The sequence below is a fragment of the Sphingobacterium sp. G1-14 genome (genome assembly GCF_002196555.1).
Classification (GTDB): domain Bacteria; phylum Bacteroidota; class Bacteroidia; order Sphingobacteriales; family Sphingobacteriaceae; genus Sphingobacterium; species Sphingobacterium siyangense.
Map to the genome: position 1 here is coordinate 2423256 of NZ_CP021381.1, position 13155 is coordinate 2436410.

General features: G+C 40.3%; 12 protein-coding genes and 1 tRNA gene. 7 read left to right on the forward strand and 6 right to left on the reverse strand.

Annotation, left to right across the window (positions count from 1 at the left end):
* Positions 1-474: 474 nt before the first annotated feature.
* The 3 genes from CBM24_RS09995 to CBM24_RS27895 all read left to right on the forward strand — a co-directional run bounded on the left by CBM24_RS09995 (position 475) and on the right by CBM24_RS27895 (position 1642).
* The gene (locus CBM24_RS09995; RefSeq protein ID WP_232475747.1) at positions 475-1164 is read left to right on the forward strand and encodes a class I SAM-dependent methyltransferase; all 690 of its coding nucleotides are present in this window, start codon (positions 475-477) and stop codon (positions 1162-1164) included.
* Positions 1165-1298: 134 nt separating this feature from the next.
* Positions 1299-1511 (forward strand): hypothetical protein, encoded by a 213-nt coding sequence (locus CBM24_RS10000; protein WP_088161094.1) that lies wholly within the window; start codon positions 1299-1301, stop codon positions 1509-1511.
* Positions 1511-1642: a hypothetical protein gene (locus CBM24_RS27895; RefSeq protein ID WP_262507989.1), complete on the forward strand. Its 132-nt coding sequence runs from the start codon at positions 1511-1513 to the stop codon at positions 1640-1642. The genes CBM24_RS10000 and CBM24_RS27895 overlap by 1 nt, the downstream gene beginning before the upstream one ends.
* A gap of 234 nt (positions 1643-1876) precedes the next feature.
* Here the strand turns inward: CBM24_RS27895 and CBM24_RS10005 are convergent.
* From CBM24_RS10005 to CBM24_RS10020, 4 genes are all read right to left on the reverse strand, one after another.
* Positions 1877-1949, reverse strand: a tRNA-Lys gene (locus tag CBM24_RS10005).
* A 141-nt stretch (positions 1950-2090) separates the two neighbouring features.
* Positions 2091-2369 carry a lipopolysaccharide assembly protein LapA domain-containing protein gene (locus CBM24_RS10010; RefSeq protein WP_088161095.1) on the reverse strand — a complete coding sequence of 93 codons (279 nt, stop codon included), beginning with the start codon at positions 2367-2369 and terminating at the stop codon, positions 2091-2093.
* 55 nt (positions 2370-2424) lie between these two features.
* Positions 2425-5175 carry a heavy metal translocating P-type ATPase gene (locus CBM24_RS10015; RefSeq protein ID WP_088161096.1) on the reverse strand — a complete coding sequence of 917 codons (2751 nt, stop codon included), beginning with the start codon at positions 5173-5175 and terminating at the stop codon, positions 2425-2427.
* Between the two features lie 257 nt (positions 5176-5432).
* Complete coding sequence (locus tag CBM24_RS10020; RefSeq protein WP_088161097.1) at positions 5433-5759, reverse strand: hypothetical protein; 327 nt, start codon at positions 5757-5759, stop codon at positions 5433-5435.
* Between the two features lie 176 nt (positions 5760-5935).
* Between CBM24_RS10020 and fbp the strand changes: the two genes are divergently transcribed.
* Together fbp and CBM24_RS10030 are read left to right on the forward strand one after the other, a co-directional pair.
* Entirely contained in the window at positions 5936-6946 is a 1011-nt protein-coding gene (gene fbp / locus CBM24_RS10025; RefSeq protein WP_088161098.1) for a class 1 fructose-bisphosphatase, read from the forward strand.
* A gap of 114 nt (positions 6947-7060) precedes the next feature.
* On the forward strand, positions 7061-8509 hold the full coding sequence (locus CBM24_RS10030; RefSeq protein ID WP_088161099.1) for a L,D-transpeptidase family protein: 1449 nt from the start codon (positions 7061-7063) through the stop codon (positions 8507-8509).
* A gap of 40 nt (positions 8510-8549) precedes the next feature.
* Here the strand turns inward: CBM24_RS10030 and CBM24_RS10035 are convergent, their stop codons facing one another.
* Entirely contained in the window at positions 8550-10082 is a 1533-nt protein-coding gene (locus tag CBM24_RS10035) for a DUF3943 domain-containing protein (RefSeq protein WP_088161100.1), read from the reverse strand.
* Between the two features lie 101 nt (positions 10083-10183).
* Here CBM24_RS10035 and CBM24_RS10040 point away from each other — a divergent pair, with 101 nt between their 5' ends.
* Positions 10184-11716 (forward strand): SulP family inorganic anion transporter, encoded by a 1533-nt coding sequence (locus tag CBM24_RS10040; RefSeq protein ID WP_088161101.1) that lies wholly within the window; start codon positions 10184-10186, stop codon positions 11714-11716.
* A 1-nt stretch (position 11717) separates the two neighbouring features.
* Here the strand turns inward: CBM24_RS10040 and CBM24_RS10045 are convergent, their stop codons facing one another.
* Positions 11718-12308, reverse strand: coding sequence for a methyltransferase domain-containing protein (locus CBM24_RS10045; RefSeq protein ID WP_088161102.1), 591 nt, complete (start codon positions 12306-12308; stop codon positions 11718-11720).
* Positions 12309-12562: 254 nt separating this feature from the next.
* On the opposite strand from CBM24_RS10045, the gene CBM24_RS10050 reads away from it, so the two are divergent.
* The gene (locus tag CBM24_RS10050; RefSeq protein ID WP_075992038.1) at positions 12563-13021 is read left to right on the forward strand and encodes a hypothetical protein; all 459 of its coding nucleotides are present in this window, start codon (positions 12563-12565) and stop codon (positions 13019-13021) included.
* The last annotated feature ends 134 nt before the right edge of the window (positions 13022-13155 follow it).

Sequence of the window (13155 nt, forward strand, 5' to 3'; positions counted from 1 at the left end):
TGAGCACAAGTTGGATATAAAGAAACCAAAACCTATAAGGAGATATTGCACATATTATCCTTTGCCGATGAAAACGGCAACGACAATATGAAGCCGGTCGTTGAAGTCAATTACAGGCAAGTCATGGCGCTGTGCATATTGTAGAAAGCGAGATGGAACGGATTAATAATGACCCCGATTTACAGCATTTAATACAGCAGGAGTGAATTAGTGCCAATTCACCGTTAAAAATTAATCCAAATTTTCTATCTTTGTGGTCTGTTATACTATATCTAACATATTATCTGGTCTTACTCGAAAGACAACTCTAAAACAGAGTAATTAATGCATTGAAATTTTTTGGTTTTTAATGTACAGATAATCCTATCGACTTATTTCTTAATCTTAAACAAAACAAACGATTATCAAATCGATTGCATTATCACTTTTGCGGTGTATTCAACATTTCAAAATGTGGTGAAACGATGACTAAAAATGAATAGTAAACAGTTAATAAGTAGAGATATCGAGCTATTTTACAATAGAGCATCCGAAGAAACTCGACTTGACAAAGGAATGGGCGTATTTGAATTTGAAAGAATTAAATCACTCGTAGAAAAATATATACCAACTTCATCTTCAAAAATAATAGACATTGGTGGTGGTACGGGAAAGTATTCGGAATGGCTTGCTAAAAAAGGACATCAAGTTCATTTAGTAGAGCCAGTTGCAAAACATATACAAATAGCCCAAAACAGAGCGAATAGATTAAAGAACAGTTTTTCTGTACATTTAGGAGAAGCTCGAAAATTGGAATTTCCAGATAATTATGCAGACCTAATAATACTGCACGGCCCTCTTTATCATCTTCAAAAAAAGGAGGATAGAGATTTAGCCATTTGCGAAGCTAAACGTATTTTAAAGAGTGATGGGATTATTTTGGGTTTTGCCATCAATTATACGGCATCAACGCTGGTTGGTCTTTTAAACGGCTTAATTCACAAAAAGCCATTTTTTGACATGTGCAAAGAAGAATTAATAAGGGGGATGCACAATCCGCCCGATGATTTTCCTTGGCTTTTAGCAGAAGCATTTTATCATAAGCCACAACAGCTAAAAGATGAATTTATAAATCAAGGCTTAATCTATCTAAATACTTATGCGGTTGAGGGTATGGTTGGATAAAGAATACTTTGCCAATATGCTGAATAACAAAAAACGAAGAACATTAATGGAACTTATTCAAGTTACTGAAAATGACAGCTATCTTTTACCCTTTAGTCCACACATGATGATAGCTGTGCGAAAAAAATATAGTTATGGAAAATAAAGAAAAATATTACAGAGCATTAATAGAAAATGACGGTCAACTCAATGAAATTGACCTCGGGGAAAAAATAGGACTTAATGAAGATGAAACAAACGAAATAATTGTACAGCTTCTATCTGAACATAAAATTGAATATGCAGAAAATAGAGCGTGTAATTACAGTCTAATGAAAGGGGTAAGAAAGAAAAATAACAGCAGGTAATGATAGCTAAATTTTACAACGAAACATTGTCTAAACTGGAAACGGCAATCAATGAATTGGAAATTGAAACTGATTGTTCCGTACAACGGATGGAGGCTGTTATACACTTTATCCTTGAAGCACAGCCCTGAGCCTCCATTGGATCGAACCCGGCCGGCCCTTCTTTCGAATCCTAATAGTCTTAAAACAAGAAAAGCTAATCTCTCGATTAGCTTTTCTTTTGTGATCCCGCTGGGATTGGCTCAGCCCCTCATTTCCCAAACACATCCCTGAGCCTCCATTGGATCGAATCCGGCCGACCCTTCTTTCGAATCCTAATAGTCTTAAAACAAGAAAAGCTAATCTTTCGATTAGCTTTTCTTTTGTGATCCCGCTGGGATTCGAACCCAGGACCCATACATTAAAAGTGTATTGCTCTACCAGCTGAGCTACGGAATCTTACTTCTTTGTTTCTGAACTACCGTTCCTTGTTTGAAGTGATGCAAAGATAGGGTTAATCCCTATTCCACGCAAGTATTTGTGCGATAAAAATGCGCTACGGCTGTTTAGGGCTTCATTTTTAGTGATTTATTTTTTTGTTTAGGATAGAAATTCCCGGTCTTCATCCGATAATTGGGACTTTCTGTCGCTGTTTTCTTCTTCCGATTCGTCTATTTCTTCCTCTTCATACGCCCGCTGTTTCTTTTTTCCGATTTTCAATAGGGATACGAATACAATTCCGGTAATAAAAAAGGCCAATAATAGCTTCCATAGTGCCACTTGTGATTCCCCAAGAAAATTGAGCTGCACCGATTGCGGATTTTTGACACACACAACTGTGATGATAACCGTTATCAAGATTAAAAAAATATTACGCATGTTACTGTAAACTATATGTCGTTATTCTAACAGCGAATATAGGGAATATCTGTTTTTAATCGATATCGATCTTTGCCCGATTTAAGCGTAAAGAATTCAAGATAACCGAAACGGAACTGAAACTCATCGCAGCGGCAGCAATCATCGGGGACAGGAGAATTCCGAAAGTAGGATATAGAAGTCCGGCAGCCAATGGAATTCCGAGTATATTATAGACGAAAGCAAAACCCAGGTTCTCCTTAATATTACGGAGTAGTTTTTGACTCAGTACCTTTGCTTTGGCTATTCCGATAAGGTCTCCTTTCAGCAAAGTGAGTGAAGCGCTTTGTATGGCAACATCGGTCCCTGTGCCCATGGCAATGCCGATATCGGCTTGAGCAAGGGCAGGGGCATCATTGATACCATCACCAGCCATAGCCACCACATGTCCTTTTTGCTGTAACGCATGAATTTCCTGCAATTTATCTTTGGGCAAGGCATTGGCTTTGAAATGCTTGATGCCAACTTGATCCGCCACAGCCCTTGCCGTATGTATATTATCTCCCGTCAGCATAACGACATCGACTTTATGCTGTATAAGATATTGGATTGCACGCTTCGAAGAGGCTTTTATTTGATCTGAAATACTAAAATACCCCAATAAGCTACTGTCTTTTGCAAGGAAGGATACCGTCTTTCCATGGGATTGAGCAGTTTCGGCCATCTGCTTCATATCATGAGGAATTGTTATGCCGATAGACTCCATCAACAATTGATTGCCCAGTGCTATGCTATGTCCAGCTATATTTCCCGTGATTCCTTGCCCGGCAACATTTTCAAAATCGGAAACTGCAAGGTCCGTTTTACTATTTTCCTTTTTTGCCCTTTCAATAATAGCATGACCTAATGGATGTGTGCTATTGGCGTTTAAAGCGGCAGCCAAAGATAATATCTCGTCTTTGCTGCTGGAAGAGTTTGGCTGAATATCATCAACGGTGGGTTTTCCTTCGGTGATGGTACCTGTTTTGTCTGTTAGAACCACATCTACATGGTTCATTTTTTCCAGCGCACTTGCATCTTTGATCAGGATCCCATGTTTGGCCCCTTTGCCGACACCCACCATGACAGACATCGGTGTAGCGAGTCCCAAGGCACAGGGGCAGGCGACAATAAGTACGGCAAGTGCATTGGCAAAGCCGAATGCTAAGGAAGCGGAAGGAACCCAAAGCCACCAGGTAAGAAATGTCAAAATTGCAATGATTATGACAATCGGAACAAATATCTCGGATACTTTATCCGTTAATCGTTGAATGGGAGCCTTGCTTCTGCTCGCATCATTGACGAGTTGAATGATCTGAGCCAGTAGGGTGTCCGAACCGATACGTTCTGCTTTCATGAGGAAACTGCGGTCGCCATTGATTGTTCCCGAACTAACATGATCTCCTTCCTGTTTTTCTACCGGAATAGGTTCACCCGTCAGCATGGATTCATCAATGTTACTGTTGCCATCCGTAATCTGCCCGTCAACGGGGATTTTGTCCCCGGGTTTTACTTTGAGTATATCTCCGAGTTGAATTTGATCTATGCCGATCTTTTTATCTATTCCATTTTCTACGCGCGTAGCTTCGGAAGGGCTCAGCTTGATCAGCTCTTTGATTGCCGAATTGGTTTTGGAATGTGCTTTGGCCTCCATCACCTGGCCTAATAATACCAAAGTCAATATGACGGTAACGGATTCGAAGTAAAGTGCAATGTAGCCATGGTGATTTTTTAATTCAGCAGGGAAGACCTGCGGAAAAAATAGGCCAACCAAACTATAGACAAACGCAGCTCCAGCACCAAGTGCAATCAGGCTAAACATATTAAGGCGCCAGGTTTTGAAAGATACCCAGCCCCGTTGAAAAAAAGACCAACAGGTATAAAAAACAACCGGCAGGGATAAAGCCAGCTGAACCCAGCCAGACCAACTCGGCGAAATGATTTTACCTATTGGATTACCGGGAAGCATTTCGCCCATGGAAAGTATAAAGATCGGGACCGTAAATAGGATAGAGACCCATAATTTCATGCGTAGATCACGATATGTGTGATCGTCGGCCTCATCATTCCCATTGGCAATAGGCACAAGGTCCATACCGCATATAGGGCAATTTCCAGGATGATCTTGTACAATCTCAGGATGCATAGGACAGGTATATTGAAGATCTGTCTTTAACATGGGTACCTTTTCCAGATTCATGCCGCATACCGGACAGTTTCCGGGTTCATTATAGCGTTTGTCGCCCTCACAATGCATCGGACAATAGTATTGATCAGCAGACGTATGACCATGTGCTTTGTCAGGTGTAGATATTGTCTGTGATTGATGTACCGTGGCATTTGACTGAGCGGAATGATTGTGTTGCTGTTCGTGTTGGATATGCAAGGTCGCTGCATGCTCAGTATGCAGCTTATTTTTAATTGCTGTTTCTGCATCGAGCTTCACCAAATGCATACCACAAATCGGACAATTTCCTGGCTGGCTGTACGTTTTTTCACCTTCGCAATGCATGGGGCAGCCATATCTCTCCGAAGCTTGTGCTACAATGTGTTGATCGGACTGTACATCACCCTGATGCTTATGTATTTCGCTGAGTTGATAAGGACCTAATTTTGATATTATTTCCTGTAATTGCTGTAACGGAATATGTTTCTGGGATGTTACTGTCATGCTTGGCGGGTTTAAAGTTACCTCGGCATGAACCCCAGGAAGCTCATTCAATGCATGTTCGATTGTGGTTCTACATCCATCACAGGACATTCCCGAAAGTGTATAGTGGTGTTGCATAGCGTTGTCTTTGTTGCCTAAAGTTAAACGTTATATCGAGGTGATTTTTACACTTTTACCGGGTTTTCTTGTAAAATTTCCCGTTGATAATATGTGCTTCCGGTTTGCTCTCATTTTCTAGGTCGAACCAGCGTTATAGTCTTCCGGAAACGAAATATGGTGTAAAAAAAACAGCGAAACTACGCTATGGTAAACACAACCGAACTATGTTTTGTTTGCTCTGGGGATAGGTATGGGATAGGGGAATTTCCCTTTGATTAAGCCAGTAGCATTACTTGGGGATGTTTTATCAATGTATTGATGGTTACTTGTTCTTTCAGAACTGCTTCGTGAAAAGGCGCCGGGATCATCAATTTAAATGTTTTTCGGGCGGTTTTTACTAGGAAAAGAGCACCGTGAATCACTTGCTTATCGTCGATGATCAACGTGTGCTGTGTTGCCGGCTGATTGCCTAATTTTTCCTTTTCGATGAGTTGTATTAGTTGTTGCATTGTATCAGAATATTTAGCCAAAATTACCAAATACTTAGCATTTATTGTTTTTTTTCTAATCGTTGCTATTTGAAATTTATCCACTGCTTTCAACCTTTTATTATTTTTTTAATAGCTAATAATCGTTTTAGCAAAGAAGAGTTTTCAAAACATAGCGCAATCGATTGCGTATTTAGTCTGCTAAAATGCTAAATATGAGAAGGATGTATTTGCTAAAGTTTGTTTAACTTTTTTAGCTTTGTGCAACAAATATCCAATAAAACAACATTATGAGTGGTATAACTACACTAGGTCAATTTATCATTGAAAAACAGGCCGATTTTCCGTATGCTAAAGGGGAGCTTTCTAGACTACTGCGCGATATTGGAATCGCAGCAAAAATTGTAAATAGAGAGGTTAATAAAGCGGGATTGGTTGATATTTTAGGCGATGCAGGCCAGGTCAATGTGCAGGGCGAGGGACAAAAGAAACTGGATGTTTATGCCGATGAGCAGTTTATCAAAGCGCTTCAAAGTGGGGGAGAATGCTGTGTAGTTGCCTCAGAGGAACATGAAAATCCAGTGTATATCCAATCAGGGGTTTCCAAAAATGCGAAATATATTGTGTGTATTGACCCGCTGGATGGCTCAAGCAATATCGATGTTAACGTATCTGTGGGGACGATTTTTTCCATTTATCGACGAATTTCTGATACGGGTGTTTCTTGTAATAGCAATGATATTTTACAGCATGGAACGAAACAGGTCGCTGCAGGTTATGTAATCTATGGTAGTTCAACCATGTTGGTGTACACAACGGGAAAGGGCGTAAACGGATTCACATTGGATCCTTCGATCGGCGAGTTTTGTTTATCCCATCCTGATATGAAAATTCCGGCTTCGGGTCAAATTTATTCGATTAACGAAGGAAATTATTCCAAATTTCCAAACGGCGTTAAGCAATATATCAAATATTGCCAAATGGAGGAAAGTGCAACGCAACGCCCCTATGCGTCACGGTATATCGGCTCAATGGTGGCCGATATTCACCGTAATCTCCTCAAAGGGGGTATCTTTCTTTATCCAACGACTTCTGCGCACCCTAATGGTAAGCTAAGATTGATGTATGAGTGCAATCCAATTGCCTTCATCATTGAGCAGGCAGGGGGTAAAGCTTCGAATGGATCTCAGCGCATACTCGATATTGAGCCAAAAACTTTGCACCAGCGATCAGCAGCTTTTTTGGGCAATACCGATATGGTGGAATTGCTGGAAGATTTCCTGAAAAAATACAGTGATTGATTCTGTAGTGATTCAATGACAGGTAAGATTCTTTAGACAATAAGAATTATTTATCTTTGTCCTCAGAAAATGGCTTCATTATTGCGAAGCCATTTCTTTTTCACGATTTGTAATATGTTACGATTTTTAGTTTTTATTTCATTTGTTTCAGTAGTATTTTTTTCTTGTAAGGATAATCCTCCGACTTATGGCGATGTATTGGCGAAAGAGCTTGAAAATAAGTCCTATAAGGATTTTGACACAGCAGCGTATGTAAAAGTCTTCCATGAAGTATATGGCAAGGAAAAATCTCAATTGGTTAATCCAAGCTGGATGAAGGAATTATCGGATTCTACTGAAGGGATGACTTTAATTGCCGAACACCTTTTTGATGGTAGTATCGACACCATGTTAACTTACTTTGAGCGGAGTGATGCACATGGTATTCGAGCTAGTTATTTCCATACAACTGCGATTAAGGAAACATTATCTTCGCTTCGAAAACTGAAAAGCAAAGATGTTGCTGAAGTTTATCCATTATTGGCCAAACTTGACTTATTGAGTACTGATGGGCTCGTGGCTTATATCAGCAGCATAAAATATGGTGTGGTCAACCCCAAACGCCTTTATGGAAGATATTTCGTTCCTCAAAAGCGTATGAGCTATGGTAAAGTTGTACAAATGCTGGATAGTGTAAAAATTGGAACTGTGTTGACCGATATCCAACCTAAAAATCAGTATTACACCAGGTTTCAGGATTTATTGGAAAATGGCAACCTAAACAGTGCACAACGTAGCCAGGTGTTAATGGTATTGGAAAAATTGCGCTGGATGGGAGATGCTTTTCCGGAGAAATATGTATTTGTGAACATACCTGAACAACGGTTACATATTATGGAAGAAGGGAAGACAAGTCAACTGATGAATGTGTGTGTAGGTGAAACTGATAATCCGGCTTATACGCGAAAAGGTGAGAACCACGAGACACCTGTCATGCAAGGGGTGTTGGATGCCATGCAAGTAAATCCTGTATGGAATATTCCAAGCAGTATTGTCAAGAAAGAGTTATTGTCAAGCGTTCGAAATAATCCAAACTATCTGGCTTCGCGTAATATGGTAGCCTACTACAAAGGTAAACAAGTGGACCCTGCAACGGTCAACTGGAATTCGGATTCTGTGGAGAATTTTCGTTTTAAACAAAATCCTGGTTCGGATAATTCATTGGGGAATGTGAAGTTTTTGTTTGAGAACCCCTATTCCATTTATCTGCACGATACGCCTGCAAAACAAATGTTTGGGCAGAGTAATCGCGCCGTGAGCCATGGTTGTGTGCGTGTTGAAAAACCCGTTGATTTGGCGTCTTACCTTGTCAATAATGAAAAACAGGCCGAAAAAATTGCAAAAGAAATTACCACAGATTCGATCTCAAAATCACGTTGGGTAACACTTAAACGGCAGATGCCAGTTTATATCACCTACTATACAACCTGGTTGGATGACGAAGGGAAAATCGTTACGTATCCGGATATATATGGTTATGATCCGCGTTTGAAGGAAGCGTTAAAGAAATATTGGACAAATTAATCAAAAAGGCTTAACTCATTTAGTTAAGCCTTTTTTTTAGCTAGTATTCAGAGTTGTAGGCTAGTGCTATCCGTACAAAAGGATAGTCTTTGTTGACATTGTTATGGTCTTGATAATGACCTTCCAATCTAAAGTAACCGGAGTAAAGGTTGACACCGAAATTTTTCCAGATACGCATTGAAGCACTCGTGGATACCGCGTGTAGAAAATGGTGGGATTTGTTGCCACTGATTGTGACAAAATATCCGCCACGATAATCTACACCAAATTTAAAGCGGTTTAATGTGCTCAATGTGGCTGAAGCCCTAACATCGGCCCCGGGGCCATAATCGTAAGTGCGGCTTTCACCAAAATGGAGATAAGGATCAGGTACAGCAGCCAATACCACTGGACCACCACCAAGGATGGTTGTCAGCTTGGTACGGCTACCAATATTGAAGTTTGAAAAAACATTGTAATTGATGCTCTGTGATCCGTAATAAAAAGCTTCATTGCGTAGAAAGTCGAAATGCGCAGACACGATACCACGATGACGTCCTGTTAAATTGGATAAAATACGGTTACCGTATAACGAGGCATACACATTGACCGCATTGACGATGGAACTATCATCTGATCCAAGTTCCAAATTGAGGAAGAAGTCATCAAAGGGTTTCTTTTTGTCTAGATCATCGTTGGTGTAAATCAGTTTGATACGGGCATAGATGTCATTCTTTCCTTTATTCAAGATGTCATGTTCTTTGGCATCAAACCGTCTTAGCCCCAATTCAACTTCAGTGTGTACTAAAGAACTGTCGACCACCGCACCTTTTACCTGATCTCCCCAGCGCCCGTCGAGCAGACGGTTGAGCCCATTTATCGGATTGATCAACATGGCCAATAGTTCTTTTTTATTGCGTTGTCCTTTGGTCAGGCTTGGGCGCGAAAGAATATGATGCGATAGTCTATGGGTCATTTCACCTAAAATAGTACCGCCAAAACTTGTGTTGATGATATCATTGATGGATGGTGGTTCTGTTTCACCTGCAGTTTCCCAGATATAGCTACCAGCTACGGTTGCGGCTGTCGATTGTAGAAAACTGTAGTTGTTGGATCGGAACGAATTAAAATAAAACTGACCGTGATAAGGATGCGCTATTTGATTTGTTGCAAAAAGATTGTCGTCCCAGGTCCAGGCAGACAGTTTTAAATGGCTAAAGAAGTTTTTAAAGGAAATATGGGAAACAGGATCTTTTCGAATGAAGTAATTAACCGAGGCAGGAATAGCTTGGATGGAAAACCACTCAATTCCCGCCCTTAAGAAGTTCTTCTTTTGGTACTCGAATAGACTGTCTGTTTGTTTTACGTTGATAAGATGATTGTTCCAAAGTCGTGGTTGCTTATCGCGGTACATGGGATATTTTTCGACAGGTTTCGCTCGAAATAGGCTATCTGAAGTGATTAAGGAATCTCTAGCTGGTAGGAATGCAGCCTTACTAGGCCCTATACTCACGAGCTGGACAAGCAACAAAATGATACATATTAAGAGACTATAATAACGTTGGTTAATGCGTTGTTTGATCGAAATGAACATACTGTTTTGCGATAAAATTTGTAAAGAATAACAAATATTAGGGAAAAGTGTTTGTGTGATTAGTACCTTTGCGGCAATTATCCCGTTCAAGTAAATTAAAAATGAACAATACCTTTGAAATATTCAATATAAAATCGACTAATCTTAAGAATGAGTTGTTTGCAGGATTAACGGTCGCAATGACAATGATTCCGGAATCACTCTCATTTGCAATTTTAGCTGGGCTACCACCGTTGACGGGACTTTATGCAGCATTTTTAATGGGTTTGGTGACCTCCATTTTGGGCGGTAGACCAGGGATGGTATCCGGAGGTGCTGGCGCAACAGTGGTTGTATTGATGGCCCTGGCGGCAAGTCACGGGATTGATTACCTGTTTGCTGCTGTCGTCTTGGCGGGGCTCCTGCAATTTTTAGTCGGGCTTTTTAAATGGGGGAAATTTGTACGCTTAATTCCGCAGCCCGTTATGTACGGTTTTTTGAACGGACTGGCCATTATCATTTTTATGGCTCAAGTAGTCCAATTTAAGGTGAATACCGGACAGGGAGCGGAGTGGATGTCGGGAAGTACCTTATACATTATGGGGGGACTGACTCTGCTGACGATGTTGATTGTGATTGGATTTCCTCGGATAACGAAGGCTGTTCCAGCCTCTTTAATCGCGATTCTGGTTGTATTTGGTCTGGTTTCTCTTTTAGGTATTGATACCAAAAAAGTAGTAGATATTGCCTCTGTTAGTGGGACATTACCCCATCTACATTTACCTAATGTACCCCTGAGCTGGGAAACATTGCAACTGATTTTTCCGTATTCTTTGGTGATGGCTGGAGTAGGGTTGGTGGAATCGCTCCTGACACTGAACATGGTGGACGAAATAACGGCGAGTAAAGGAAATGCAAACCGCGAATCCATGGCGCAGGGGATAGCCAATACAATCAATGGATTTTTTGGGGGAATGGGTGGCTGTGCCATGGTTGCTCAAACATTGGTCAATTTAAATGCTGGTGCACGCACGCGACTTTCTTCTTTTATTGGAGCGATGACCATCTTAGTGATTATTTTGGTAGGTGCTCCTTTTATTGAGCAGATACCCATGGCCGCGCTGGTCGGTGTGATGATGATGGTGGCCATTGGAACCTTCCAATGGGTGAGCTTACGGATTGTCAATAAATTTCCCAAATCAGATATTTTCGTTGGGATTATTGTTGCCGGAATTACCGTGGTTTTACATAATTTGGCACTTGCGGTGCTTATTGGTGTAGTGGTATCGGCACTTGTATTTGCTTGGGATAATGCGAAGCGCATTCGTGCAAGAAAATATTTGGATGCCGAGGGCATCAAGCATTATGAAATCTATGGACCTCTTTTCTTTGGTTCGACAGCTAATTTTTTGGATAAATTTGATGTTTTAGAAGATCCTGAGCGTGTGATTTTAGATTTTAAGGAAAGTCGTGTGGTGGATATGTCCGCCGTGGATGCACTCAACAAAATTACCGAACGCTACGCTGCACAAGGGAAAAAAATCGAATTGTGGCACCTCAGTGAAGATTGTCGCTCTTTGTTAAAAAATGCTGCGGGCATTGTGAAGGTCAATATCATGGAAGATCCAACCTATCGGGTCATGCCGGGCAAGTAGACTATTTTTTGCGCAGCTCAAAAAAGAGTTCATTTCCCTGTCTTTGGGGAATACTATTGGTTGAATCTGTCAGCTGTAAAATGTCAAATTGCGAAGCGAATAATTGTTGATATTCCGTTTGATCTCCACCGAAAGGTGGTCCCTGTTGTGCAAATTCCCGTTTGAACAATAAACCCATCAGAATACCCTGCTGCTTGAGCAAAGTATGCATTTGTTGTACGTAGCTGGGGCGTAATGAAGGATCCAGTGCACAAAAAAATGTTTGCTCAATTATATAGTCGTACTGGCCCTGGTGCTGGAAAAAATCTTGACATACAATTTGGATCTGAGGGCTATTGGCGAACTCCTTTCTTACCTTTGCAACGAGGGTCGGAGCGATGTCAAGTAAGGTAATTTGATGGAACCCCATGTCAAGTAGAGTCTTTGCTTCATAGGCATTTCCACAACCGGGAATTAGAATAGATGCATCTTTGGCAATAGACTCCGCTGCATAATTGATAATAGCAGGAGAGGCATAGCCAATATCCCAGCCTGTTGCTTTGTTCTTATAACGTTCATCCCAATAATTTTCATCCAATAATGAAGAATTCATAGCTGTTTTGTTCTATATGCTTTAGCAATTTACATAAATATTAGGTCAATAGGGTGCTTCTCTTTGCTGAAAATTGCTTTTAGCTACCCGCTCGCAAGTTGATTTTATTTAGTTGATTTGGACTATCGTGGTCAAAGTTCGATTGGCAAGATGTCGTATTGGAAAGAAATCTTGAAATTCACGTATGTTCCATACGATATTAAAATTTATAGCGTTCAATTACTCTAGTAGGGATAATCCCCTGATGTTTTTAGATGAATTATATTAAAGTAGTTTTATTTATTGTTTTATTTCTAATTGTTGGTCTTGCCTACGCTAATCAAGATTGGAATGGTTTGGAGAGCGCGCATCACTATATCGGTTATTTGTTGTTATCACTCTATATATCGGGCTCAACACTGTTTATGTATAAACCTCTTAAAGGGGATCGAAAACTAAAACGACATTTTTTTATTCGATTTTCTGTAGTCTGTATCGCCTTTCTGCTACTTCTTGTCCCATATTTGATTCTTAAACAACAAAATGATGCTTTGGGGGCTGGATATTTACTCTATTTTATGACCGTCAGTCTTGCAGCACCGTTGTCCATTTATGCCTTTATTGAGATCCTATGGTTATTTACCCAAAAGAAATATCCGCAAATAGGTGTTAACCTATTACTTGTTGGCTATATCTACTGCCTTTTTTTATTCAGTGGTCTATTTGGATATTAAACCTATGGGAGACACGGACTTGTCATCATCGCCTTTTAATCGGTTAAAATTAAGCATGTTTCTGCTCGTTTTTCTAGAATTACTTTTTTGTGAAAAGAATCATTGATTAAAATTGTTGTTTGCTTCTTATCCGG